Genomic DNA, 23,108 nt, shown 5'->3' with positions numbered 1-23,108 from the left:
GGATCCATGAGCGGTTTCGACATTTTCGCCATAGCGCTGGTGCTGCTGGTCATCTTCACGCTGTATTCCGGCGTGAAGACCGTGCCACAGGGGTTCGACTGGACCGTCGAGCGGTTCGGCAAATACACCCGCACCTTGTCGCCGGGCCTCAACATCATCGTGCCCTTCTTCGATCGCATCGGGCGCAAGATCAACATGATGGAGCAGGTGATCGACATCCCCGAGCAGGAGGTCATCACCAAGGACAACGCCACCGTGACGGTCGACGGCGTCGCCTTCTACCAGGTGTTCGACGCCGCCAAGGCGAGCTACGAGGTGTCGAACCTCAACCAGGCGATCGTCACGCTGACCATGACCAACATCCGCTCGGTGATGGGCGCGATGGATCTCGACCAGGTGCTGTCGCATCGCGACGAGATCAACGAGCGGCTGCTGCGCGTCGTCGACGCCGCGGTGTCGCCGTGGGGCCTCAAGGTCAACCGCATCGAGATCAAGGACATCGTGCCGCCGGCCGACCTGGTCGAGGCGATGGGCCGGCAGATGAAGGCCGAGCGCGTCAAGCGCGCCGACATCCTGCAGGCCGAGGGCCAGCGGCAGTCGGAGATCCTGCGCGCGGAGGGCGCCAAGCAGAGCCAGATCCTGCAGGCCGAGGGCCGCCGCGAGTCGGCCTTCCTCGATGCCCAGGCGCGCGAGCGCGCCGCGGAGGCCGAGGCCAAGGCGACGCAGATGGTGTCGGACGCGATCTCGAAGGGGGATGTCGCGGCGCTCAACTACTTCATCGCCGACAAATACATCAAGGCATTCGGTCAGCTCGCCGACTCGCCGAACCAGAAGGTGATCATGCTGCCGCTGGAGGCAACGGGCATGCTGGCCTCGCTCGCCGGCATCGGTGAGATCGCCAAGGCGACGTTCGGCGAGAGCGCGGCTTCGGCCGTGGCAGCCGCGCGCCGCGGCGGCTCGGTGCCGTCAGCGGGGACGGCCCCGAAACCGCCGACGCCACCGCAGGCTTGACGCAGGGAGGACGCTGATGAGCGACATGTTCGTGACGCTCGGCACCTGGAACTGGCTGATCTTCGGCATCATCCTGATGGCGCTGGAGCTGCTCGCGCCGGGCATCTTCCTGTTCTGGCTCGGCCTCGCCGCCCTGCTGGTCGGGCTGCTGTCGTTTGCGTTTGCGCCGGGATGGCAACTGCAGATCCTGCTGTTTGCGCTGTTCGCGGTCGCCGCCGTGCCGCTGTGGCGGCGCTTCGCGCGGGCGAGTGCGGCGCCGTCGCGGGACAATCCGTTCCTCAACCGCCGCTCGGCGGCCCTGGTCGGCCGCGAGTTCACCTTGGAGAAGCCGATCGTCGGCGGCAATGGCACCGTCCGCATCGACGACACGGTGTGGCGCGTCGCGGGCCCCGACACCCCCGCCGGCAGCCGCGTCCGCATCGTGCAGGCCGACGGCGCCCAGCTCACGGTGGCTGCGGCGTAGGTGCCGTAGGGTGGGCAAAGGAACGACGCGGCGATAGCCGTGTCGTGCCGTGCCCACCATCTGCATCGCGCGCGAGACGGTGGGCACGTCGCGCCAACTCATAGGGAATATGCGGAGAGAGCGGAGCCTGCGCGCCTTTGCCCACCCTACGATTCCTGCTCAATTCTGCAGTCTTACGCCCAGCATCACCACCGTGCCGGACGACCCAGCACCCGTGATGTTGGAGTCGAGCTTGTCGTAGCGCAGCGTGCCCTTGACCCAGACGTTCCGCGACATCTTGTAGACGAGGTTGCCTTCGGCCGAATAGGTGCGGTCGCTGCGGCCGTAGCCCTGATAGTCGAGCGTGCCGAGGCTGAACTTGCCGATGCCGGTCAGCCAGCGCCGGAAGTCGTGGTCGACCTGCACCGTGTAGGTGCGCACCAGCACGCCGGAGGCGCCGGCCACCGTGGTCTCTGCGAGCTGCGTGTCGGAGAGAAAGCGCGCGGTGGTCAGCGGCGTCGCCGACCACACCAGCGAGGCCGTGGTGAGGAAGCCCTGCAGCCGGTTCAGCCGCGGATCGACATAGCTGCGCGTGGCATAGCCGAGCGAAACCTCGCCGGTCAGAAGCCGGGTGAACTCGAACGAGGTGCCGGCCTTGGCGTAGCCGCCCGAGGAGTCGCGCTGATAGCCCGAACGGTCGACCCGCTGGTCGTGCACGCGGCTGTCGCCCTGCACCTCCGCGAACGGCTTCAGGCCGGGCATGACCTCGTAGGACACCCGGCCGATGCCGCCGAACTGGTTGTAGTTGCGGTCGTCGTTCGACGTCATCGTGCCGTCGGTCAGCTTGCTCTGCTGATAGCTGGTGCGGTCGGCGGTGGCGCCCGCCGAAATCTGCAGCCGGTTGAAGCGCTGGTCGATGCCGATGGTGGTGCCGAGCGTGGTGTAGACCGGATAGCGCGCCAATCCGGCCTGCACGCTGGGACTGCCGGGATTGTCGGTCGCGGCGCGCAGCCGCAGCTGGGCGCCGACCGAGGTGTCGCGGCTGACGTCGAGGCGGCCGTCGACATGGCCGGTGAAGTCGGGGCGGTCGAGCGTGGTCGGCGCCGAATTGATGCCGCCATCCATGATAGCCGGCAGGGTGCTGCCATAGCCGGTGAAGGAGCCCCGCAGGTCGGCGACGAGGGCGTGACGCTCCCAGTTCGACACCGCCAAAAATTCCGGCGCGATCATCCAAGCCGGCATGCCGCGCGGCCTGGCGAGGCGGGCCGGGTTGCTGTCATACCCGGCCGAGAGCTCCACCGCGCCCTTGATCAGGAACGGGCCGGCGTAATCGCCGACTGCGCCGAACGGGTCGTCGTCGATCTTGAGCCGCTTGCGCGGCGGCTGGCCGGGCACCGTGCCCGCCATGGCGGCCGGGACCGGCTGCCTGTTGGCTGTGGCCGACGGCGGCAAGGTCGGACGCAACTGCCCGGTCAGCTCGCCGGAAGGTCGCGTGCCGGGGCCCGGCGGCGGCTTGGGCCGCGCCTGGGCGGGATAGTATTTCGGCTTCTTCCGATTGCGGTTCAGCGAATCATAGCCGAATTCGGCAGCGCCGCTCGCCGCGGGCACACCGGGCAGGGGAACCAGATTTCGTCGTGCGGTGGAGCTGGTCGGCGCAGGCGTCGCGGGCAGCCCTGGCGTCGGTACGGCATCGGTCAGGCCGCTGACCACGGTCCGCCGCAGCGGGGAGTCCTGCGGGGCGAGGAAGCCGTCGCGCACCGGCCGGAACGCGTCGATGGTCTGGGAGTGGGCCGCATCGGGGCCGAGCGCGCCGAGCAGCAGGCATGCGGCGGAGGCGCCGCGCCACATCGCGCGCCTTATCGCGCGTCCTGCGCGGCCGCTGTCAGGCCTCCATCCCACGATGAAAAATACTCCAACAAAATCAATTGCGTCGTCGGGACACCCGCGCCGCCGGCAAACCGCCTCGTTAAGGGAGTAAAAACAAATATGGTTAATGGGCTGTTGATGGCGCCTTGCTGCCTTACCCATGCTAAAGAGCGGCGCCTGACTGTTCAGCCTTGGAAGTCCGCATGCCGAGATCGAAACCGTTGCCCGAAGCCGCTCCCGCAAACGCAGATATCCAGTCGGCGCTGCGCACGCTCGACGCCGGCAGCAATGGCATTGCCGCGATCTCCGCTGCACTGCGCGGTCCTCTGGGGCCGGCCTTCGCCGCCGCCGTCGAGCTGATCCGCCAGGCCAAGGGCCGGGCGATCCTCACCGGTCTCGGCAAGTCCGGCCACGTCGCCCGCAAGATGGCCGCGACCCTCGCCTCGACCGGAACGCCCGCCTTCTTCGTCCATTCCGCCGAGGCCGGCCATGGCGATCTCGGCATGATCACCTCCGACGACGTCGTCATCGCGCTGTCGTGGTCCGGCGAGCAGCCGGAGATGAAGACGCTGGTCAACTACACCAAGCGCTTCGCCATCCCGCTGATCGCGATCACCTCCAATGCGCAATCGTCGCTGGGGCAGGCGGCGCGCATCGTGCTGGAGCTGCCGAAGGCGCGCGAGGCCTGTCCGCACAATCTGGCGCCGACCACCTCGACGCTGATGCAGGCGGCGATCGGCGATGCGCTCGCGATCGCGCTGTTGGAAGGCCGCGGCTTCACCGCGCTCGAATTCGCCAATTTCCATCCGGGCGGCAAGCTCGGCGCCATGCTCAAGCACATCTCGGACCTGATGCGCTCGGGCGACGCGGTGCCGCTGAAGCCGCTGGGCACGGGCATGCCGGATGCGCTGGCCGAGATGTCGGCCAAGGGACTCGGCTGCGTCGTCATCGTCGATGCTCGCGGCCACGTCGCCGGCATCATCACCGACGGCGACCTCCGGCGGAAGATGCGTGCCGATCTGTTGTCCGCATCGGTCGAGGAGATCATGACCGCGAACCCGCGCACCGTCCGCCGCGAGGCGCTGGCCTCCGAGGCGCTGGAGATCCTGAACTCCGCCAAGATCACCACGCTGATCGTCACCGACGGCGCCAAGCCGGTCGGCATCCTGCACATGCACGATCTGCTGCGGGCAGGGGTGGCCTAGCTCGAAGCGTCGTTTCCGGGCGCCCGGCTGCCGCGCGCTTGGGAAGACCGGTCAGCCTGCGTTGAATCGTACCGCATCGGCCTCCAGCGGCAGCTGCAGTGCGTTCGCGACATACGACACGGTGCGATAGAAGCCGCACAGCAGGATGATTTCCAGCACCTGATCCTCATCGTGATGCAGGCGGAGGCGGGTGAATTCGTCCTCGCTCAAGGTCGACCGCTGGTGCAAGGCATCGACCGCAGCGATCAGGGCCTGTTCGGGGGGCGACCAGCACGCCGCGTCGGCCGGCGCATTCACGGTGGCGTCGATCTGCTGCGCCGTCAGGCCGGCGTCTGTGCCGAAGATGCGGACGTGCACGCCCCATTCGTACTCGCACGCATTCAGCGCGCAGGTCCGATCGATGACGATTTCGCGCTGACGCAGGGACAGCGGGCCGCGGTCGAGCAGGCTGCCGCCGCGAAATTTGGTCCAGGCGCGCGCATGGCCGGCCATCACCCGGAACAGCATCAAGGGCGGCGCCCCGCGCATGATCTGGTCGAATTGCGCCTGGATGTCGGCCGGGTAGGGCGGCTGCAGCGGGGCGATCCGGGGCATGGCGGTTCCTCCTGCGCGGTGCTACATTTACTGTAGCAGTATGCTACGCTTTCCGTAGCGCTTGGCAAGCTGTTGGAGAGTTTTCGTGCCGAAAGACGTTCAACCGCGCCGGGTGCGCGGCTCGCGCTCGGGCCGGCCGGTCATGGCGCTGCTCGATCTGTTGGGCCGGCGCTGGTGCCTGCGCATCGTCTGGGAGCTGCGCGACGACGCCCTGACCTCCCGGGCGCTGCGCGCGGCCTGCGACGAGGCCTCGCCGACCGTGTTGCAGGCGCGGCTGGACGAGCTGCGCGAGGCGGGCTTCATCGTGCTGGGCGACAGCGGCTACGAGCTGACGCCATTGGGGCGCGAGCTGTTGGAGACCTTCCTGCCGCTGCATCGTTTTGCCGAGCGCTGGAGCCGGCAGACGGGATGAGCCGAGCTTGGGCACGTGCGCGGTCCCGGTCTGGCCGGGCACGGCGGCGTCGTGCTATGGGCTCGCCCGAGACAGGGAGCAGAGCCGATGCCGGGCGCATTCGATCTGGATAAATATCTCGTGCGCATCGGCTATCGCGGGCCGCTGGCGCCGACGCTCGAAACGCTTGCCGGATTGCAGGCGGCGCATGTCGATGCGATCGCGTTCGAGGGCCTGGATCCGCTGCTCGGCCGTCCCGTGAACATCGATCTCGCCTCGGTCCAGGCCAAGATCGTCGACGGCCGTCGCGGCGGCTATTGTTTCGAGCAGAATGCGCTGCTGAAGGCGGCGCTGGAGGCGATCGGCTTTGCGGTGACGCCGCTCTCGGCGCGGGTGCGCTGGCGCCTCGATGCGGCCGCGCCGCTGACGCCGCGCACGCACATGATGCTGAAGGTGGACCTGCCGGAGGGGCCTCATCTCGCCGATGTCGGTTTCGGCTCCTGCCTGCTCGATACGCCGTTGCAGATGGTGCCCGACGTCGAGCAGCCGACTGCGATGGGCACGTTCCGCCTGACGCTTTCCGATGGGCTCTATTGGCTCGAGGCGAAGCAGCCCGCCGGCTGGCGCACGATGTATGTGTTTGATCTGGTGCCGCAGATCCATGCCGACTACGTGCTCGGCAACTGGTTCACCTCGACCAGCCCGTTGACGCCGTTCACCTCGATGCTGATCCTGGAGCGGTTGACGCGTGAGGCGCGCTACAAGCTGGTCAATCGCCGCCTGGTCATCGAGGCGCGTGATGGCGAGGTGCGGAGCGAACGGATCATCGAAACGCCCGATGCGCTGCGCAGCGTCATCGAGGAGGTGTTCGGCGTCACGCTTCCGGTGTCCGTCGAGGTGATCTGGAAGCGCATCGAGAGCTGACGGAAGGCATGACGATGGTCGGTGAGCTTCAACTGGATTCCTATCTCGCCCGCATCGACCATCGCGGGCCGCTCGCGCCCGACCTGTCGACGCTCGCAGCGCTGCAGGCCGCGCATGTCGACGCGCTGCCGTTCGAGGCGCTCGATCCGCTGATGGGCCGTCCCGTCCATGTCGACCTGCCGTCGGTGCAACAGAAGCTCGTGCTCGGCCGCCGCGGCGGCTACTGCTTCGAGCAGAACGTGCTGTTCCAGGCGGTGCTGGAAGCGGTCGGCTTTGAGGTCAGCGGCCTGACGGGGCGCGTGCGCTGGCGCTCGGCGCCGACCGATCCGCTCGGGCCGCGCCAGCACATGATGCTGATGGTCAAGGTCGACGGCTATCTGCATCTCGTCGACGTCGGCTTCGGCATCTGCATGATGGATGCGCCCATTCGTCTCGAAGTTGGCTCCGAGCAGCAGACGCCGATGGGAACGTTTCGCATCGGCACGTGGGACGGGCTCTATACGGTCAGCGCGAAGCAGCCGACGGGCTGGCGCATGATGTATGCGTTCGACCTCGTGCCGCAGATCCATGCCGACTATGTGCTCGGCAGCTGGTATACGTCGACCAGCCCGAACGTGCCGGCCACGCATACGCTGATGATGGAGCGTGTCGAGCCCGGCGTGCGTCACAAGCTGGTCAGCCGCCGCTATCAGCGGCAGGCGCGCGACGGAGACGTGATCGAGGAGCGGATCATCGAGAGCGCCGACGAGCTCGGCCGGCTCATCGACGACATCTTCCGTGTGACGCCTCCCGTGCCAATCGAAGACATCTGGGCGCGGACGTCGAGCTGAGCTCCGGACGACCGTGTCGTGGATGATGTTCGATTCTCGAACGTGCTTCGCAATCGATCGAGCTGGCAACAGTCGATACGAAGCTTTTTCGCGTGTTGCGCGGCATTTGAAGGGAATGCCGGCGTCCGCATTGGGCTTATCTTAAGATTCGCACCCTTAGGTTGCGGGAACCCGAGGGGGCTCGCGGGTCCGGCCGTCGAACAAGGGGGATCGCCCAGCATGACTGACATCGTGATGCACGCGACGCGATTAATCCTGCCGCGGACGTCGGAGCAGGACTGTCACCGCCGCACACGGCCTCACCCTTCCTGACATCAGAGCCGCGCGACGCGGCTCATCCGAGCTGGCCTGACGGCCAGGACGGGTGGGGGCTTCACGGTTGAAACGTCGACCCTGACGCTTCGACGCTCATCCGATCGATCATGCGGCCACGGCCTGACCTGCCACTTCAGGCCGAGCGGCGACTCATGTCGACGAAGCCCCCACCCCTTTTTCTGTTAGCGAGTTGGAGTCTGTTACTCACACCGAAGGCGGTGAACTCCCCTCCCCCTTGCGGGGAGGGGGTGGGGGTCCGCGAGTCGCGCTCTATATGAAAGCTGAGCGATAGGTCCGCGGGCGGGTGCCACCCCGCTATTGCGAGCGAAGAAAGCCGGAGTCATTTCCTAGGTCCTGGATTGCTTCGTGGCTTCGCTCCTCGCAATGACGGGAGGGGGTGGACGAAGAGCGTCCGGCGAGAGCTGCAACCGCATCAAGCGCATTTGACGCGCTGGCGAACGCAACGAAATTCAGCGTCTGGAGACCCCCACCTCCGACCCCTCCCCGCAAGGGGGAGGGGAGCGCACCGACGGTGCGGCGGCAGATGAGTCCAACTAAGCGGGTCGCATCCAACTAACGCGCTTGATCGGCCGCCGCTAGCGCGGCAGCTCGGTCTTGCCCATCAGGAACTTGTCGACCGCCTGCGCACACAGGCGGCCCTCGCGGATCGCCCACACCACCAGCGACTGGCCGCGGCGCATGTCGCCGGCGGAGAAGACCTTCGGCAGCGAGGTCTGGTAGTCGGTCAGGTTGGCCTTGACGTTGCCGCGCGGGTCGAGGTCGACGCCGAGGCTCTTGAGCAGGCCCTCGTGCACCGGATGCACGAAGCCCATCGCGAGCAGGACAAGCTCCGCATCGAGCACGAACTCGGTGCCCGGGATCGGCTTGAACTGCGCATCGACGCGCACGCAATGCAGCTTCTTGACGGCGCCGTTCTCGCCCTCGAACTTCTGAGTCAGCACCGCGAATTCGCGCACGGCGCCTTCCGCCTGGCTCGACGAGGTCCGCATCTTCAGCGGCCAGTTCGGCCAGGTCAGCGCCTTGTCCTCGCGCTCCGGCGGCGCCGGCATGATCTCGAGCTGGGTGACGGACTTGGCGCCCTGGCGGAGCGAGGTGCCGATGCAGTCGCTGCCGGTGTCGCCGCCGCCGATCACGACGACATGCTTGCCGGCGGCGAGGATGTCGTCGCCTTCGACCTTCTCGTTGCCGACGCGGCGGTTCTGCTGCGGCAGGAAGTCCATCGCGTAGTGGATGCCGGCGAGGTCGCGGCCGGGGATCGGCAGGTCGCGCGGAGCTTCTGCGCCGCCGGTCAGCGCGACGGCGTCATGGTCCTTCAAGAGCGTCTTGGCATCGAGGCCATCCTTGCCACCGACATTGACGCCATAGTGGAAGGTGACGCCTTCGCCTTCCAACTGCCCGATGCGGCGGTCGATGATGCCCTTCTCCATCTTGAAGTCGGGAATGCCATAGCGCAGCAGGCCGCCGGCCTTGGCGTTCTTCTCATAGACGTGGACGTCGTGACCGGCGCGGGCGAGCTGCTGCGCACAGGCGAGACCAGCGGGACCGGCGCCGACGATCGCGACCTTCTTGCCGGTCTTCACGGTGGCCGGCTCGGGCTTGATCCAGCCCTGCTCGAAGGCCTTGTCGACGATGGCGCATTCGATCGTCTTGATGGTCACCGGATTGTCGTCGATGTTCAGCGTGCACGACGCCTCGCACGGAGCCGGGCAGATCCGGCCCGTGAACTCCGGGAAGTTGTTGGTCGAGTGCAGGTTGCGCGCGGCTTCTTCCCAATTGCCGTTGTAGATCAGGTCATTCCAGTCCGGGATCTGGTTGTTGACCGGACAGCCCGTGGTGCCCGGCGCGGCCGAGCCGGTGCCGTGGCAATAGGGGATGCCGCAGTTCATGCAGCGCGCCGCCTGGTCGCGCAGCTCCTTCTCGGAGAGCGGCACCACGAATTCCTGGAAATGCTTCAGCCGCTCGGCAACCGGCGCGTACTTGCGATCGTGCCGCTCGATTTCGAGAAAACCTGTGACCTTGCCCATGACCTACGACGTCCCTGACTGCTCGGGCCTCATGGTTCGAGACGGTTGCTTTCGCACCTCCTCACCGTGAGGAATTTCCTCTGTGCTTCCCCTCACCCTGAGGAGCGGCGCCTTCGCCGCGTCTCGAAGGGTGAGGCCTCGACCTCGGCCTCATGGTTCGAGACGGTGCTTCGCACCTCCTCACCATGAGGAATTTGCTTCCCGCTTCTCCTCACCCTGAGGAGCGGCGCTTGCGCCGCGTCTCGAAGGGCGAGGCCCCGCTGTTGGCCTCATGGTTCGAGACGGCGCTACGCGCCTCCTCACCATGAGGAGCGACATCAAGCCCCGATCGCGATCTTCGGCTCGGCGTCGGCGTTGGCCGCGAGCTCCTTCAGGGCACGGCGATATTCCACCGGCATGACCTTGCGGAACTTCGGCGCGTAGTCCTTCCAGTTCGCCAGGATGTCGGCGGCGCGCTTCGAGCCCGTCGCCTTGGCATGGCGCGAGATCAGGACGTGCAGCCGCTCCACGTCGGACGCCAGCAGGTTCTTGAACACGTCGACCCGGCCATGCGCCTCGAGGTCGCCCATCTGGTGATAGGTGTCCTCGGCGATCATCTCCTCCGACAGCACCGGCTCCAGCTCGACCATCGCCATGTTGCAGTGCTTGTCGAAGTCGCCGGCCTCGTCGAGCACGTAGGCGACGCCGCCGGACATGCCGGCCGCGAAGTTGCGCCCGGTCTTGCCGAGCACGACGACGATGCCGCCGGTCATGTATTCGCAGCAATGATCACCCGCGCCCTCGACCACGGCGACCGCGCCGGAGTTGCGAACCGCGAAGCGCTCGCCGGCGATGCCGCGGAAGAAGCACTCGCCGGAGATCGCGCCGTACATCACGGTGTTGCCGACGATGATCGACTCCTCCGGCACGATGCCCGAGTTGCGCGGCGGCTTGACGATGATGCGGCCGCCCGACAGGCCTTTGCCGACGTAGTCGTTGCCTTCGCCTTCGAGCTCGAAGGTGACGCCTTGGGCGAGCCAGGCGCCGAAGGCCTGGCCTGCGGTGCCCTTCAGGCTGACATGGATGGTGTCCTGCGGCAGGCCGGCATGGCCGTAGATCTTCGCCACCGCGCCCGAGAGCATCGCGCCCGCCGAACGGTCGGTGTTGTTGATCTCGGCCTCGATCTTGACCGGCGCGCCGCGGTCGAGCGCGGGCTTGGCCTGCTCGATCAGCTTGCGGTCGAGCACGGCCTCGAGGTGATGGTCCTGCGCCTCGGCGTGATGGATCTTCTGGCCCGGCGCCTCCTTCTGCTTGACGAACAGCTTGGAGAAGTCGAGGCCCTTGGCCTTCCAATGCGCCACCAGGCGGGACTGGTCGAGCATCTGGGTCTGGCCGACCATCTCGTTGAACGAGCGGTAGCCGAGCGCGGCCATGATCTCGCGGACTTCCTCGGCGACGAAGAAGAAGAAGTTGATGACATGCTCGGGCTGACCGGTGAAGCGCTTGCGCAGCACCGGGTCCTGGGTCGCGACGCCGACCGGGCAGGTGTTGAGGTGGCACTTGCGCATCATGATGCAGCCGGCCGCGATCAGCGGCGCGGTGGCGAAGCCGAACTCGTCGGCCCCTAACAGGGCGCCGATGACGACGTCACGTCCGGTGCGGAAGCCGCCGTCGACCTGGACCACGATGCGGCTGCGCAGCCGCTCGCGCACCAGCGTCTGGTGGGTTTCGGCAAGGCCGATCTCCCACGGCGAGCCGGCATGCTTGATCGAGGTGAGGGGAGATGCACCGGTGCCGCCCTCGAAGCCCGCGATCGTCACATGGTCGGCGCGCGCCTTGGCGACGCCGGCGGCGACGGTGCCCACGCCCACTTCAGACACCAGCTTGACCGAGACCTGGCCGTCGGGATTGACGTTCTTCAGGTCGTAGATCAGCTGCGCGAGATCCTCGATCGAGTAGATGTCGTGATGCGGCGGCGGCGAGATCAGGCCGACACCCGGCGTCGAGTGGCGCACCTTGGCGATGGTCGCGTCGACCTTGTGGCCGGGCAACTGGCCGCCTTCGCCCGGCTTGGCACCCTGCGCCATCTTGATCTGCATCATGTCGGAGTTGACGAGATATTCCGTCGTCACGCCGAACCGGCCCGAGGCGACCTGCTTGATCGCCGAGCGCATGGAATCGCCGTTGGGCAGCGGCTTGAAGCGGTCGGCTTCTTCACCGCCTTCGCCGGTGTTCGACTTGCCGCCGATCCGGTTCATGGCGATCGCGAGCGTGGTGTGGGCCTCGCGCGAGATCGAGCCGAACGACATCGCGCCGGTGGCGAAGCGCTTGACGATCTCCTTCGCCGGCTCGACCTCGTCGAGCGGGACCGGCTTGCGCCTGTCGTCCTCGGCCGACTTGATCCGGAACAGGCCGCGTAGGGTCAGCAGCCGTTCGGACTGCTCGTTGAGCAGCCTGGCGAACGCCTGGTAGCGCTCCCTCGAATTGCCGCGCACCGCATGCTGCAGCGTCGCGACCGATTCCGCGGTCCAGGCGTGGTCCTCGCCGCGGGTGCGGAAGGCATATTCGCCGCCGACGTCGAGCGCGGTCTTGTAGACCAGCGCGTCGCCGAACGCGTCGCGATGACGGCGCGTGGTCTCCTCGGCGATCTCCGGCAGGCCGACGCCTTCGATGCGGGTGTGGGTGCCGTAGAAGAACTTCTGCACGAACTCGGCCTTCAGTCCGACCGCGTCGAAGATCTGCGCGCCGCAATAGGACTGGTAGGTCGAGATGCCCATCTTCGACATGACCTTGAGCAGGCCCTTGCCGATCGACTTGATGTAGCGCTTGACGACCTCGTAGTCGCTCAGCGCGCCCGGCAGCTTGTCCTTCAGGGCGACGATGGTCTCGAAGGCGAGATAGGGGTTGATCGCCTCGGCGCCGTAGCCGGCCAGGCACGCGAAGTGATGCACCTCGCGCGGCTCGCCGCTCTCGACGACGAGACCGACCGAGGTGCGCAGGCCGGTGCGGATCAGATGATGATGCACAGCGGCGCAGGCCAGCAGCGACGGGATCGGAATCCGGTCGGCCGAGACCATGCGGTCGGACAGGATGATGATGTTGACGCCCTCGCGCACCGCGGCTTCGGCGCGGCCGCAGAGATCGTCGAGCATCTGCTCGAAGCCGGCGGCGCCCAGGCTCGCATCGAAGGTGGTGTCGAGCGTGCGCGAGACGAAGTGGCTGTCGGAGACCTCCGAGATCGAGCGGATCTTCTCGAGGTCCGCATCGGTCAGGATCGGCTGATGCACCTCGAGCCGCTTGGTCGAGGCGACGCCTTCGAGGTCGAACAGGTTGGGCCGCGGGCCGATGATCGAGACCAGGCTCATCACCAACTCCTCGCGGATCGGGTCGATCGGCGGATTCGTGACCTGGGCGAAGTTCTGCTTGAAGTAGGTGAACAGCAGCTTCGGCTTGTCCGACAGCGCCGAGATCGGCGTGTCGTTGCCCATCGAGCCCGTGGCCTCCTCGCCGGTCGCCGCCATCGGCGTCATCAGGATCGCGATGTCTTCCTGGCTGTAGCCGAATGCCTGCTGCCGGTCCAAGAGCGGCAGGTTGGTGCGTGCGCCCGTGGTCGGCGCATCCGGCAGCTTCTCGACCTGGATCTGTGTGCGCGCGAGCCACTCGGTGTAGGGATGGCTGGCGGCGAGCTGCGCCTTGATCTCGTCGTCCGGGATCAGGCGGCCCTGCTCGAGATCGACGAGCAGCATCTTGCCCGGCTGCAGCCGCCACTTGGTGACGATCTGGTCCTCAGGAATCTTGAGCACGCCCATTTCGGACGCCATCACGATGCGGTCGTCCTTGGTGACGAGATAGCGCGCCGGCCGCAGGCCGTTGCGGTCGAGCGTGGCGCCGATCTGGCGGCCGTCGGTGAAGGCGATCGCGGCGGGGCCGTCCCACGGCTCCATCAGCGCGGCGTGATATTCGTAGAACGACCGGCGCTCCTCGCTCATCAAGGGATTGCCGGCCCACGCCTCGGGGATCATCATCATGACCGCGTGCGGCAGCGAGTAGCCGCCCTGCACCAAGAATTCGAGCGCGTTGTCGAAGCAGGCGGTATCGGACTGGCCTTCATACGAGATCGGCCAGAGCCGGCTGATGTCCTTGCCGAACAGCTCCGATGACACCGAGGCCTGCCGCGCCGCCATCCAGTTGACGTTGCCGCGCAGGGTGTTGATCTCGCCATTGTGCGCGATCATCCGATACGGATGCGCCAGCGACCAGGTCGGGAAGGTGTTGGTCGAGAAGCGCTGGTGCACCAGCGCCAGCGCGCTCTCGAAGTCCGGCTCGTGCAGGTCGGCGTAGTACTTGCCGAGCTGGTCGGCCAGGAACATGCCCTTGTAGATCACGGTCCGGCACGACATCGAGCACGGGTAATAGCCCGACATGCCGCGGTCGCGGCGCTGATAGATCGCCTGCGAAATCGACTTCCTGAGGATGTAGAGCTTGCGCTCGAACTCGTCCTCGGTCTTGGCGGCGCCGTTGCGGCCGATGAACACCTGCATGCTGCGCGGCTCGGTCGGCTTGACCGTCACGCCCAGCGAGGAGTTGTCGGTCGGCACGTCGCGCCAGCCGAGCAGCACCAGGCCTTCGTCCTCGATCTGGTCGGCGATAATGCTCTTGATGACGTTCCGCCACGCCTCGTCGCGCGGCATGAACAGCGCGCCGATGGCGTATTCGCCGGGGGCGGGCAAGGTGAAGCCGAGCTCCTTTGCCTTGCGCGAGAAGAAGGCATGCGGGATCTGCACCAGGATGCCGGCACCGTCGCCGAAGCGCGGGTCGGCGCCGACGGCGCCACGGTGCTCGAGGTTGCAGAGGATGCTCAGCGCGTCGGCGACGATCTGATGCGACTTCTGGCCCTTGATGTTGGCGATGAAGCCGACGCCGCAGGAATCCTTCTCCTGGCTCGGGTCATACAGACCTTCGGCTTCCGGGCGCCACGTATGCAGCTCGCGGGTGATCTCGGCCGGTTTTTCACGCGAATCCACAGCCAGCACCGCGCCGCCCAACTTTCCGTGCTCGACCTTCGATCCGCTCATATCCGTCCCCATAAATTATTGGTCAGGGCCTTCACCACAGTCCGGTACAGTCCGTCCGGCGCACCCCGGGCGCTGCGCGGCCCCTCTCCGAAGCCAACGCTCGTCCTTGTCAGCGAGCCGCATTTGCAGAGTTCAGGCCAGCCGCCGGGGGACCATGTCCCCGCTGGACGAGCGCGGCCTGTTCATGTCGCAGCGCCCTCAGGCGCCGTAACATCATTGCAAAGTCTCGGTCACCTTTGCAACGAAATTTTAGACAGCATTTCTGTCCTAAACCGCAAGATGCCAAACTTTAACCTATCACACAAGCATCGCGGAGTCCTGAGGTCCGGGCGCAGCAACGCGCCCATTCCCCGGCAAATCTTCCGTTTCAGCCGCTGACCGAACGACCCGACCGGGCCGGGCGATCACGCGCTGCGCTCGATTTTGAAACCTGACGCCCCGATCCCGCCCCCTCGCCGACCCAGGACCGCCGGAATCACGGCAGAACTTCCGCGGCACTTGAGAAGAAGCGAACAGCTTCACGTGCGGGGGCATGCAGGAGCTTTGAGCCATGAAGTTGCTAGTTGGAGTCGTCTCAGCCGCGTTGATTGCGCCGTTTGCCGCGCGGGCCGAGCCGTTGCCGCCATCGGGCGTCCGTGCGCCCTACACGGCGGTCTCCGATTTCGATACGCCCTATCCGGATCTGCCGCCGCCGGCCGTCGTGCCCGCACCGCCGCCGCGTTACGGCTACCGGTCGGGCCCTGACTACGGCTACCGCGACGAGCGCTATGTGCCGCCGGCGCCGGTCTACCGTCAGGACGGCTACCAGCAGGATTATGGCTATGCGCCGACGTTCCTGCCGGTGCATGAGGTCTATGCGATTTTGCGCGACAACGGCTTCTCGCCGCTCGGCGTGCCGCGTCAGCGCGGCAATGTCTACGTCGTGGCGGTGCTCGATCGCGAGGGCGAGGACGGCAAGCTCGTGGTCGATGCCCGCTCCGGCCGCATCATCCGCTTCGTCCCGGCGTTCCAATGGGGCGAGGAGTACGAGCGGATGCGCTATGAGCCGAGCCCGCGCGGCGGCCTCGACCGCCTGCCGCCGCCGAGCGTGATCCGGGCCGATCCGCGCCTGGTGCCGCCGATGCCGGCTGCGCCGCGCGTTGCCACCGCGGTGCCAGTTCAGCCGAAGGTGCCGACGCCAGCAGCCCGACCGGCAGCGCCGTCGCCGCAGACCGCGGCGCTCAACCCGAAGCCGACGGAGGCTCCCAAAGCCCTTCCGCCCAGGCCTGCGGACATCAAGCCGGCCGAAGCCAAACCCGCCGACGTCAAGCCTGCGCCGGTCGAAGCCAAGGCCGACGAGCCGAAGACGGGCGAGGCCAAGCCGTCCGAGGCCAAGTCATCCGAGGCGAAGTCATCCGAGGCGAAGCCGTCTGATGCCAAGCCGGTGCAGTCGGCAGCCGCGCCGCCTCAGACCACCGGCTCCGTAGCGCCGGCGGCCGCGGCCAAGCCGACACCGCAGATCCAGCCGACGGCAAAGATGCCTCCGGTGCAGGGGCTGGATTAGAGACGATTGAGCGGTCTGCCCGGCCGCCAGCCACCACCACAACTGTCATCGCCCGGCGTGACCGGGCGATCCAGTCACCACCAGCATCTCGGTTGCTCATGACTGCCGCGGCGTGCTGAATGCCCGCCTTCGCGGGCATGACAGCGTTGCTTGTTGCCGCTGGGACGAGTCCCGCACCATCAATCGGACTACTCGTGCTGACCGGCGGCCTTCAGGATCAGATCAGCGATCTCCTTCGGATGTGAGACCAGCGACAGGTGCCCGGCGTCGAGCTCGATCGTGGTCGCCTTCATGCGGTTGGCCAGGAAGCGCTCGAAATCCGGATCGATCGTCTTGTCCTGCTTCGACACCGCATAGAAGGACGGCTTGTCGTGCCATGCCGCCTGGGTGGTGCGGTTGCCGAAGATCGTCGCCGCGGTCGGCCATTGCACCGCATAGAGCTCCTTGGCCGTCGTCGCATCGACGCCATTGGCGAAATACTTCAGGAAGGCGTCCTCGTTGAGCTTGGTGTCGCCGTCATGGTCGACGATGCCGGCGCGGGCCGGCGGTGTCGGATATTGACCGGCGAGCTTGACGAAATCCTCGCCCGCGTCGGGCGCACGCGCCGCGACATAGACCAGCGCGCTGACCTTCGGGTCGGTGCCGACCTCGCTCACGACCGTGCCGCCCCAGGAATGGCCGACCAGCACGGCCGGTCCATCCTGCTCGGCCAGCGCGCGGCGGGTGGCAGCCGCGGAGTCCGCCAGCGACGTCAGCGGATTCTGCACGGCGGTGACCTTGAGGCCAGCGGCCTGCAGATAGGGGATGACCTTGGCCCAGCTCGAGCCGTCGGCCCAGGCGCCGTGCACCAGCACGACGTTGTGGACCTTGGGCGGCGGCGCCGGCTGCGCCAGAGCGGGGCCGGCAAAAGCCGACAGGGCGGCGATGAGGGTGAGGGTACGAACGACGTTCATGTTAACGGCTCCAGTGGCTCGGGTTGGCGAGGTGATCACTGGGGTCTTCGCGGGCGGGGCGCAGACCGTTACCGTCAGTCACGGTCGTTTGATTGCACTGCAGCACCACACAAAAAAACGCCCCGGTTGCCCGGGGCGTTCGCATTCCTGAGTATGCGTGCCGGTTACGCGGCGGCCTTCTCGGCCGAACCCTCGATCGCCGGCTGCTCAGCTTGCGCGTTTGTCGAGATCGGAATCGACCGCGGCTTCTTGGCCTCGGGGATCTCGCGCACGAGGTCGACGTGGAGCAGGCCGTTCTCGAGGCTGGCGTTCTTCACCACCACGTGGTCGGCGAGCTGGAACGAGCGCTCGAAGGCGCGGGCGGCGATGCCGCGATACAGCAACTCGCTCTTCTTGCCGTTCTCGTTGGCGGCCTTCTCGCCCTTGATCGTCAGCGTGTTTTCCTTCGCGACGAGGGAGAGCTCATCCTTGCCAAAGCCGGAGACGGCGACGGTGATGCGGTAGGCGTTCTCACCGGTGCGCTCGATATTGTAGGGCGGATAGCCGGGGGTGGGATCGCTGGTGGCCTGGTCGAGCAGCGAGAACAGACGGTCGAAACCGACGGTGGAACGATAGAAGGGGGTGAGGTCGTAGGTACGCATGGTCAAAGTCCTCCATTGAGCGACTGTTGGTTAACCCGCCCGCCATCGGGCCGGGCCGTCGTGCAGCCTGACGCGGCCTGCACGGTCCCGATATGGGTCGGACGTTTCGACGTTCAAGGGCGTCCGAGACCTGCTCTTTTTGCCGTTCCACCCCTTGATTCCCACTGCCTTTCACCTATTCGATGGGCGCCTCATGACGCTCGTCTCGATTCCCGCCAATCCCGTCCCCGAAAACGCCACCGCCGGCACCATCAAGACTCCCGATGGCGCCGAGCTGCGCTTTGCGCGCTGGGCCCCGCCGGCCGGGCGCAAGGGCACGGTGTGCGTGTTCACCGGCCGCAGCGAGATGATCGAGAAGTATTTCGAGACCGTGCGCGACCTGCGCGACCGCGGCTTTGCGGTCGCGATCATCGACTGGCGCGGCCAGGGCCATTCGTCGCGGCGCCTGCGCGATTCCCGCAAGGGCTATGTGCGCTCGTTCTCCGACTACGAACTCGACGTCGAGACCTTCGTCACCCAGGTCGTGCTGCCGGATTGTCCGCCGCCTTATTTCGCGCTGGCGCATTCGATGGGCGGCACCGTGCTGCTGCGGCTCGCGCATGCCGGCAAGCGCTGGTTCGATCGCGTCGTACTGTCGGCGCCGATGATCGACCTGCCGGACAGCCGCACCGCGCTGCCGGCTCGGCTGCTGCTGCGGGCCATGCGCATCGCCGGGCAGGGCGGCCGCTACGTGCCGGGCGGCAACGACGAGATCAGCGGGCTGGCGCCGTTCGTCAACAATCCGCTGACCTCTGATCCCGTCCGCTATGCCCGCAACGCCGCGATCCTCGAGGAGGATCCGACGCTCGGCATCGCCTCGCCGACGGTGGCCTGGGCCGATTCCGCCTTCTCGGCGATGATGACCTTCCGCGGCATGACCTATCCCTCCCAGATCCGGCAGCCGATCCTGATGCTGGCGGCGTCCAGCGACACCGTGGTGTCGACCGCAGCGATCGAGGAGTTCGCCTATCATCTGCGCGCCGGCTCGCATCTCGTCATCGCCGGGGCCAAGCACGAGATCCTGCAGGAGCAGGACCGCTACCGCTCGCAGTTCTGGGCTGCGTTCGACGCCTTCGTGCCGGGCACGCCGCTGTTCGGGTGAGCGTGCTGCTGGACACTCCTGGGGCCGGCGAGCTAGCTAGGCTCGACCTCTTCCTCGGAGCTTGGCTGCAGACGTGAGTGAACGGCGGAAAAATCAGCAGGCGCAGGCGCTGCAGGAAGCGATCCACGCGCTGCGCGCGCGGCAGTTCGCGCGCGCCGAGCAGATCGCCGCCTCGATCCTGCGCACAGCCAGGACTGATCGCGCCGCGCTGCTCGTTCATGCCCACGCGCTGCTCGGCCAGCAGCGCGCGAGCGAGGCGATTGCGCCGCTGGAGAAGGCGGCGCTTCGCGGCAGCGATCCGGAGCTCGAGACGCTGCTCGGCGCCGCCTTGTGCGAATCCAGGCGCGCCGCCGATGGCATCGCGCAGCTGCGCAAGACCGCGGCGCGGCGGCCGCCTTTTCTGCCGGCGTTCCAGGAGCTGGCGGGGCGGCTTGCCAAGTCGGGACAGCTCGGTGAAGCCGTCGCCGTGATCGAGGAGGCCCTGACGCTGTCACCCGACAGCGTCGACCTCCAGCTCGATCTCGGGCGCCTCTGTCTCCAGGCCAATGACCGCGTCCGTGCCCGCACGCACCTGCTGGCAGCGCGCGAGGCGGCGCCGGGGCGGCCCGACATCCTGATCGAGCTCGCCTGGGTGCAGTTCCTCGACGGCGACTATCCCGAGGCCGCCGGTACCTACCGCCATGCGCTAGGCCTGCGGCCCGACGACACCCAGACCCGCGCCAATCTCGCGATGTGCCTCGCCGAGATGGGGGATCGCGATGGCGCTCAGGCGGCGCTGCGCACGGTGGTGCGCGGCCGGCCGCATCTGCTGACGCGCGCGGCCTACACGCTCGCGGTCACCTCGCACGGCCGCTTCTTCTTCCGTCCGAGCGATGCCGCCAGATTCCTGCAGATCGACGGCGCTGCGACAGCTAAGCCCTGAACCGCTTGCGATAGACGCCGGTCTCGCGCTTCAGCGCGTCGCGCACCACGTGGATCTCGGCGATTTCCTCTTCGGTGAAGGCCGAGGTCTGCATCGCCCACGTCTGCCGCTTCACCGGAATGCATTGCGCGACCGGCGTACCCCTCGGGATCACGCCGCGAAACGCCGTGTCATGCCAGTGCGCCGGGAAGTGCACGAACGAGTCGTGAAAGCGGTCGCTGTCGACCAGTCCGGTCACGGTGGTGAAGGGCAGGTCGAAGCGGTTGATGGGATGCGTGAACAGCAATGCCCAGCCCTCCGGCGCCTCGATCGTCCAGAGATTGTGAAACTTGAGCAGGAAGCGGTCGGTCTCGAACAGCGGCGAGCCCGCGACCTGCGCGACGTCGTGGAAGCTGATCGGCGAGCGCGGAAAATCGATCGCGCCGCCCGGCGGCAGCTCGTTGTCCCAACTGATCCCGCCATCCTCGACCTTGAGGTCGCAGATCAGCGGAATGAGGAAGCCCGTCGTCATCGCGTCGATGAAGGGCGGGCAGCGCTTGACGGTCTGCTCCTCGGCCTGGTTGAGCGCGCTGAACGCGGTGGCCGGCATCGTCTTGACCCAGTCGGGAACGCCCATCGGCGCCGGCACCGGCTGCGGAATGAGGCGTTCGAGCTCCTTCGGACAGCGGAATTTCAGCGTGAGCGGTTCAGTCTCGGACATCGGCGCCGCGGCTCTCCTGTGGACGACGGCAGAGGTCTACGCCTTCGCCGCCGAAAGTCCAACAGGGCAGCCGCCGCTACTTGGTCGACAGCACCTCGCCGAACCGCTCCCACTGCTTGCCGGTGAAGCGCATGAACTGCACCTGCTCGACCGGCAGATGGTCGCTCTCGCTGGTGCTGACCTTGATGCCCGGCAGCAGCATCGGCAGCTCCAGGTCCTTGATCGACAGCGCCTGCCGCAAAATGTTCTCGCGCGACAGATCGTTGCCGGCCGCCTTCAGCACGTGCTCCAGCACCATGCCGTTGTTGTAGCCGTTGACGTAGTTGGAATCGCGGATGTCGCCGTCGGGCACGTATTTCGCCATGTAGTCGCGCCAGCCCTTGACGCCGGGATCGTCGGCCCAGGCCGGATCCAGCGGATCCTTCACATAGGCGGTCGAGATGATGCCTTTGCCGGCCTCGAGGCCCGCCGGCTCCATCACCGAGGACATCCACACCGACACGTTGGTCAGGAAGGTCATCGGCCGCCAGTTGATCTCGAAGGTCTTGCGGATCGCCTGCGCGGCGAATTTCGGCGTCGCGGCAATGATCAGCGCGTCGGCGCCGCTGGATTTCAATTTCACGATCTGCGAGTCGATGGTCGGCTCGGTAGCCTCGTAGCTCGCGACGGTCACGGCCGTGTCGAAGCGCTCGCCGAGCACGTCCTTCAGCCCGGTGAGATAGTCGCGGCCGAAATCGTCGTTCTGCGCGAGGATGGCGAAGGTCGCATCCGGCTTCTGCTGCAGCGCGTAGCGCGCATACATCCGCGCCTCGTTGCGGAACGGCGCCATCACGCCCATTACGGCCTGCGGAAACTGCGCGGCATCGCCGAACTTCGAGGCGCCCGAGGCGACGAACAGCTGCGGCACCTTCTTGCCCTGTAGGTACCTGGCGATCGCGGTGTTGTGCGCGGTGCCCATGGTCGAGAAGATGAACGACACCTCGTCGCTCTCGACCAGCCGTCGCGTCTGCTCCACGGTCTTGGGCGGCACGTAGCTGTCGTCCAGTGAGATCAGGTTGACCTTCCGGCCGTTGATGCCGCCGCGGTCGTTGACCATCTTGAAATAGGCGACCTCGCCTTTGCCGAGGATGCCGAAGGCGGACACCGGCCCGCTATAGGGCATGGTCTGTCCAATGCGGATCTCGCTGGGGGTGATGCCCGGCTGATCCTCCGCCCGAGCGGGTACGGCGAGGACGGACGCGACGACGAACAATCCTGCCGCTGCGATGGCGTTTCGCATGGATACCTCCCTGATGGGCCGCGCTGCCGGCGGCGTTTTGGCGTTGAGCATAGGGGGATGGTGGAGGCTGTGCAATTAAAATATATTTTTTGATGAAAATGTACTTTTAGGCTCTGCTAGTGTGAATTGTTGTCCCGCGAGAGTGAATCGATGTCCGGCAGCGCCACCCAGACCGTCTACGAGCAGTTGCGTGCCAGCCTGCTCGCCGGCCTCTATCGTCCGGAGGAGAAGCTGAAGATCAGCGAGCTCGGATCAGCCTTCTCGGTCAGCACCGGGGCGATCCGCGAGGCGTTGGCGCGGCTCACGGCGGAAGGGCTGGTGACGGCGACGCCGCAGCGCGGCTTCCGCGTCGCGCCGGTCTCGGTGGCCGATCTGCGCGACCTGACCGACATGCGCGTCGAGATCGAGACCAAGTGCCTGCGCCACGCCATCGCCAACGGTGATCTCGCCTGGGAGACCACGGTCGTTGCCGCGCATCACCGTCTGGCCGCGACGCCGATCGCGGCCCATGACGGCAGCTTCTCGCCGGCCTGGATGCTGGCGCATGCCGATTTCCATGCCGCGTTGGCCCAGGCCTGCGGCAGCGCCTGGATGATGCGGGTGCGTGATCTCCTGTTTGCGCATAACGAGCGCTATCTCGATCTCGCCCGCAAGACCGATCGTGGTAACCGCGATGCCGCGCGCGAGCATCGCGAACTGATGGAGGCGGTGCTGGCGCGCGACACCGAGCGCGCGGTGTCGCTCATGACGGCGCATCTCGACAAGACCCGGGACACGATCGAGGCGGCGCTGCTCGCAGCGACGGCGATGAATGAGGCGAGATAGGATCGAGTCAGGGCGCCGACCGCGAACGTCTTCGACGCGATATGTCCCGAGCCGGACGTCATCAACCGGATGACGGGATATGGCCTGGCGGCTACGGCCACGTCATTCGAGGTGTCGATATACTTTCGCTGGGAAACACCGGATTCTCGTTCTCTCGCCGCGCGTACACAAGATCGCTCTGGCGACACAACCATCGTGCCCCACGCGCGTAGCGGTCCACCCTTGTCGTCGACATTGTGATCCGTTCAGCGCGAGCGGTTACGAAGATTCAACTTTTTCGAGCGCCGGCGCTTTCCTCACCTTGATGCAGATCCAGATCGGCCATCAGTGTTAAGCGGGCTTCATGCCGGGCTTGCTGTGCATTCAAGGATGCATTCACCACGCGCCGATCTCTCCAAGTTTGGAAACGCCCCGGTAACGCACCGTC

18 protein-coding genes are annotated in these 23,108 nt (G+C 66.6%); 10 read left to right on the top strand and 8 right to left on the bottom strand.

Annotated features, from left to right (window positions below; genetic code table 11):
• The first annotated feature begins 6 nt into the window (after nt 1-6).
• Both QW868_RS02700 and QW868_RS02695 read left to right on the top strand, forming a co-directional pair.
• Nucleotides 7-1,011: an SPFH domain-containing protein gene (locus tag QW868_RS02700; protein ID WP_315716547.1), complete on the top strand. Its 1,005-nt coding sequence runs from the start codon at nt 7-9 to the stop codon at nt 1,009-1,011.
• 16 nt (nt 1,012-1,027) lie between these two features.
• A complete protein-coding gene (locus QW868_RS02695) occupies nt 1,028-1,474 on the top strand; it encodes an NfeD family protein (protein WP_315772400.1) in 447 nt (148 codons plus the stop codon).
• A gap of 159 nt (nt 1,475-1,633) precedes the next feature.
• Here the strand turns inward: QW868_RS02695 and QW868_RS02690 are convergent, their stop codons facing one another.
• Nucleotides 1,634-3,352, bottom strand: a complete 1,719-nt coding sequence (locus QW868_RS02690; RefSeq protein ID WP_409997650.1) for an outer membrane beta-barrel protein — start codon at nt 3,350-3,352, stop codon at nt 1,634-1,636.
• Between the two features lie 170 nt (nt 3,353-3,522).
• Here QW868_RS02690 and QW868_RS02685 point away from each other — a divergent pair, with 170 nt between their 5' ends.
• Nucleotides 3,523-4,524 carry a KpsF/GutQ family sugar-phosphate isomerase gene (locus tag QW868_RS02685; protein WP_315736464.1) on the top strand — a complete coding sequence of 334 codons (1,002 nt, stop codon included), beginning with the start codon at nt 3,523-3,525 and terminating at the stop codon, nt 4,522-4,524.
• Between the two features lie 51 nt (nt 4,525-4,575).
• Here QW868_RS02685 and QW868_RS02680 read toward each other — a convergent pair whose 3' ends face one another.
• Entirely contained in the window at nt 4,576-5,118 is a 543-nt protein-coding gene (locus QW868_RS02680; protein ID WP_316229861.1) for a carboxymuconolactone decarboxylase family protein, read from the bottom strand.
• Nucleotides 5,119-5,260: 142 nt separating this feature from the next.
• Here QW868_RS02680 and QW868_RS02675 point away from each other — a divergent pair, with 142 nt between their 5' ends.
• The 3 genes from QW868_RS02675 (at nt 5,261) to QW868_RS02665 (ending at nt 7,263) form a co-directional block, all read left to right on the top strand.
• A complete protein-coding gene (locus QW868_RS02675) occupies nt 5,261-5,530 on the top strand; it encodes a winged helix-turn-helix transcriptional regulator (protein ID WP_315716709.1) in 270 nt (89 codons plus the stop codon).
• A gap of 87 nt (nt 5,531-5,617) precedes the next feature.
• Entirely contained in the window at nt 5,618-6,433 is an 816-nt protein-coding gene (locus tag QW868_RS02670; protein ID WP_316229860.1) for an arylamine N-acetyltransferase, read from the top strand.
• A 14-nt stretch (nt 6,434-6,447) separates the two neighbouring features.
• Entirely contained in the window at nt 6,448-7,263 is an 816-nt protein-coding gene (locus QW868_RS02665) for an arylamine N-acetyltransferase family protein (RefSeq protein ID WP_316229950.1), read from the top strand.
• Nucleotides 7,264-8,174: 911 nt separating this feature from the next.
• Here the strand turns inward: QW868_RS02665 and QW868_RS02660 are convergent.
• Both QW868_RS02660 and gltB read right to left on the bottom strand, forming a co-directional pair.
• Nucleotides 8,175-9,623: a glutamate synthase subunit beta gene (locus tag QW868_RS02660; RefSeq protein ID WP_316229859.1), complete on the bottom strand. Its 1,449-nt coding sequence runs from the start codon at nt 9,621-9,623 to the stop codon at nt 8,175-8,177.
• Between the two features lie 317 nt (nt 9,624-9,940).
• Nucleotides 9,941-14,677, bottom strand: a complete 4,737-nt coding sequence (gene gltB / locus QW868_RS02655; protein ID WP_316229858.1) for a glutamate synthase large subunit — start codon at nt 14,675-14,677, stop codon at nt 9,941-9,943.
• Between the two features lie 550 nt (nt 14,678-15,227).
• Between gltB and QW868_RS02650 the strand changes: the two genes are divergently transcribed.
• Nucleotides 15,228-16,220: a hypothetical protein gene (locus tag QW868_RS02650; RefSeq protein ID WP_316229857.1), complete on the top strand. Its 993-nt coding sequence runs from the start codon at nt 15,228-15,230 to the stop codon at nt 16,218-16,220.
• A gap of 188 nt (nt 16,221-16,408) precedes the next feature.
• Here the strand turns inward: QW868_RS02650 and QW868_RS02645 are convergent, their stop codons facing one another.
• Together QW868_RS02645 and QW868_RS02640 are read right to left on the bottom strand one after the other, a co-directional pair.
• The gene (locus QW868_RS02645) at nt 16,409-17,173 is read right to left on the bottom strand and encodes an alpha/beta hydrolase (protein ID WP_316229856.1); all 765 of its coding nucleotides are present in this window, start codon (nt 17,171-17,173) and stop codon (nt 16,409-16,411) included.
• A gap of 164 nt (nt 17,174-17,337) precedes the next feature.
• Complete coding sequence (locus QW868_RS02640) at nt 17,338-17,814, bottom strand: Hsp20 family protein (RefSeq protein ID WP_315759446.1); 477 nt, start codon at nt 17,812-17,814, stop codon at nt 17,338-17,340.
• Between the two features lie 193 nt (nt 17,815-18,007).
• Between QW868_RS02640 and QW868_RS02635 the strand changes: the two genes are divergently transcribed.
• Both QW868_RS02635 and QW868_RS02630 read left to right on the top strand, forming a co-directional pair.
• Nucleotides 18,008-18,955 carry an alpha/beta hydrolase gene (locus QW868_RS02635; protein ID WP_315736473.1) on the top strand — a complete coding sequence of 316 codons (948 nt, stop codon included), beginning with the start codon at nt 18,008-18,010 and terminating at the stop codon, nt 18,953-18,955.
• Between the two features lie 73 nt (nt 18,956-19,028).
• Nucleotides 19,029-19,877 carry a tetratricopeptide repeat protein gene (locus QW868_RS02630; RefSeq protein WP_316229855.1) on the top strand — a complete coding sequence of 283 codons (849 nt, stop codon included), beginning with the start codon at nt 19,029-19,031 and terminating at the stop codon, nt 19,875-19,877.
• Here QW868_RS02630 and QW868_RS02625 read toward each other — a convergent pair.
• The gene (locus tag QW868_RS02625) at nt 19,867-20,577 is read right to left on the bottom strand and encodes a hypothetical protein (RefSeq protein WP_316229854.1); all 711 of its coding nucleotides are present in this window, start codon (nt 20,575-20,577) and stop codon (nt 19,867-19,869) included. The two genes, QW868_RS02630 and QW868_RS02625, sit on opposite strands and share 11 nt — an antisense overlap.
• A gap of 76 nt (nt 20,578-20,653) precedes the next feature.
• Entirely contained in the window at nt 20,654-21,856 is a 1,203-nt protein-coding gene (locus tag QW868_RS02620; protein ID WP_316229853.1) for an ABC transporter substrate-binding protein, read from the bottom strand.
• A 150-nt stretch (nt 21,857-22,006) separates the two neighbouring features.
• On the opposite strand from QW868_RS02620, the gene QW868_RS02615 reads away from it, so the two are divergent.
• Nucleotides 22,007-22,681: a GntR family transcriptional regulator gene (locus tag QW868_RS02615; protein ID WP_316229852.1), complete on the top strand. Its 675-nt coding sequence runs from the start codon at nt 22,007-22,009 to the stop codon at nt 22,679-22,681.
• Nucleotides 22,682-23,108: the final 427 nt, after the last annotated feature.

This window comes from Bradyrhizobium sp. SZCCHNR1051 (assembly GCF_032489615.1).
Taxonomy (GTDB): Bacteria; Pseudomonadota; Alphaproteobacteria; order Rhizobiales; family Xanthobacteraceae; genus Bradyrhizobium.
Note: the sequence above shows the minus strand (reverse complement) of the source record. Positions and strands in the feature narration are given on the sequence as shown.

What these genes read in the sequence shown, in the direction of transcription:
- QW868_RS02665 (WP_316229950.1), top strand. Translation starts at nt 6,448, where the DNA reads ATGGTCGGTGAGCTTCAACTGGATTCCTATCTCGCCCGCATCGACCAT.
- QW868_RS02635 (WP_315736473.1), top strand. Translation starts at nt 18,008, where the DNA reads ATGACGCTCGTCTCGATTCCCGCCAATCCCGTCCCCGAAAACGCCACC.
- QW868_RS02670 (WP_316229860.1), top strand. Translation starts at nt 5,618, where the DNA reads ATGCCGGGCGCATTCGATCTGGATAAATATCTCGTGCGCATCGGCTAT.
- QW868_RS02645 (WP_316229856.1), bottom strand. Translation starts at nt 17,173, where the DNA reads ATGAACGTCGTTCGTACCCTCACCCTCATCGCCGCCCTGTCGGCTTTT.
- gltB (WP_316229858.1), bottom strand. Translation starts at nt 14,677, where the DNA reads ATGAGCGGATCGAAGGTCGAGCACGGAAAGTTGGGCGGCGCGGTGCTG.
- QW868_RS02650 (WP_316229857.1), top strand. Translation starts at nt 15,228, where the DNA reads ATGAAGTTGCTAGTTGGAGTCGTCTCAGCCGCGTTGATTGCGCCGTTT.
- QW868_RS02620 (WP_316229853.1), bottom strand. Translation starts at nt 21,856, where the DNA reads ATGCGAAACGCCATCGCAGCGGCAGGATTGTTCGTCGTCGCGTCCGTC.
- QW868_RS02680 (WP_316229861.1), bottom strand. Translation starts at nt 5,118, where the DNA reads ATGCCCCGGATCGCCCCGCTGCAGCCGCCCTACCCGGCCGACATCCAG.
- QW868_RS02625 (WP_316229854.1), bottom strand. Translation starts at nt 20,577, where the DNA reads ATGTCCGAGACTGAACCGCTCACGCTGAAATTCCGCTGTCCGAAGGAG.
- QW868_RS02660 (WP_316229859.1), bottom strand. Translation starts at nt 9,623, where the DNA reads ATGGGCAAGGTCACAGGTTTTCTCGAAATCGAGCGGCACGATCGCAAG.
- QW868_RS02685 (WP_315736464.1), top strand. Translation starts at nt 3,523, where the DNA reads ATGCCGAGATCGAAACCGTTGCCCGAAGCCGCTCCCGCAAACGCAGAT.
- QW868_RS02700 (WP_315716547.1), top strand. Translation starts at nt 7, where the DNA reads ATGAGCGGTTTCGACATTTTCGCCATAGCGCTGGTGCTGCTGGTCATC.
- QW868_RS02675 (WP_315716709.1), top strand. Translation starts at nt 5,261, where the DNA reads ATGGCGCTGCTCGATCTGTTGGGCCGGCGCTGGTGCCTGCGCATCGTC.
- QW868_RS02695 (WP_315772400.1), top strand. Translation starts at nt 1,028, where the DNA reads ATGAGCGACATGTTCGTGACGCTCGGCACCTGGAACTGGCTGATCTTC.
- QW868_RS02615 (WP_316229852.1), top strand. Translation starts at nt 22,007, where the DNA reads ATGTCCGGCAGCGCCACCCAGACCGTCTACGAGCAGTTGCGTGCCAGC.
- QW868_RS02640 (WP_315759446.1), bottom strand. Translation starts at nt 17,814, where the DNA reads ATGCGTACCTACGACCTCACCCCCTTCTATCGTTCCACCGTCGGTTTC.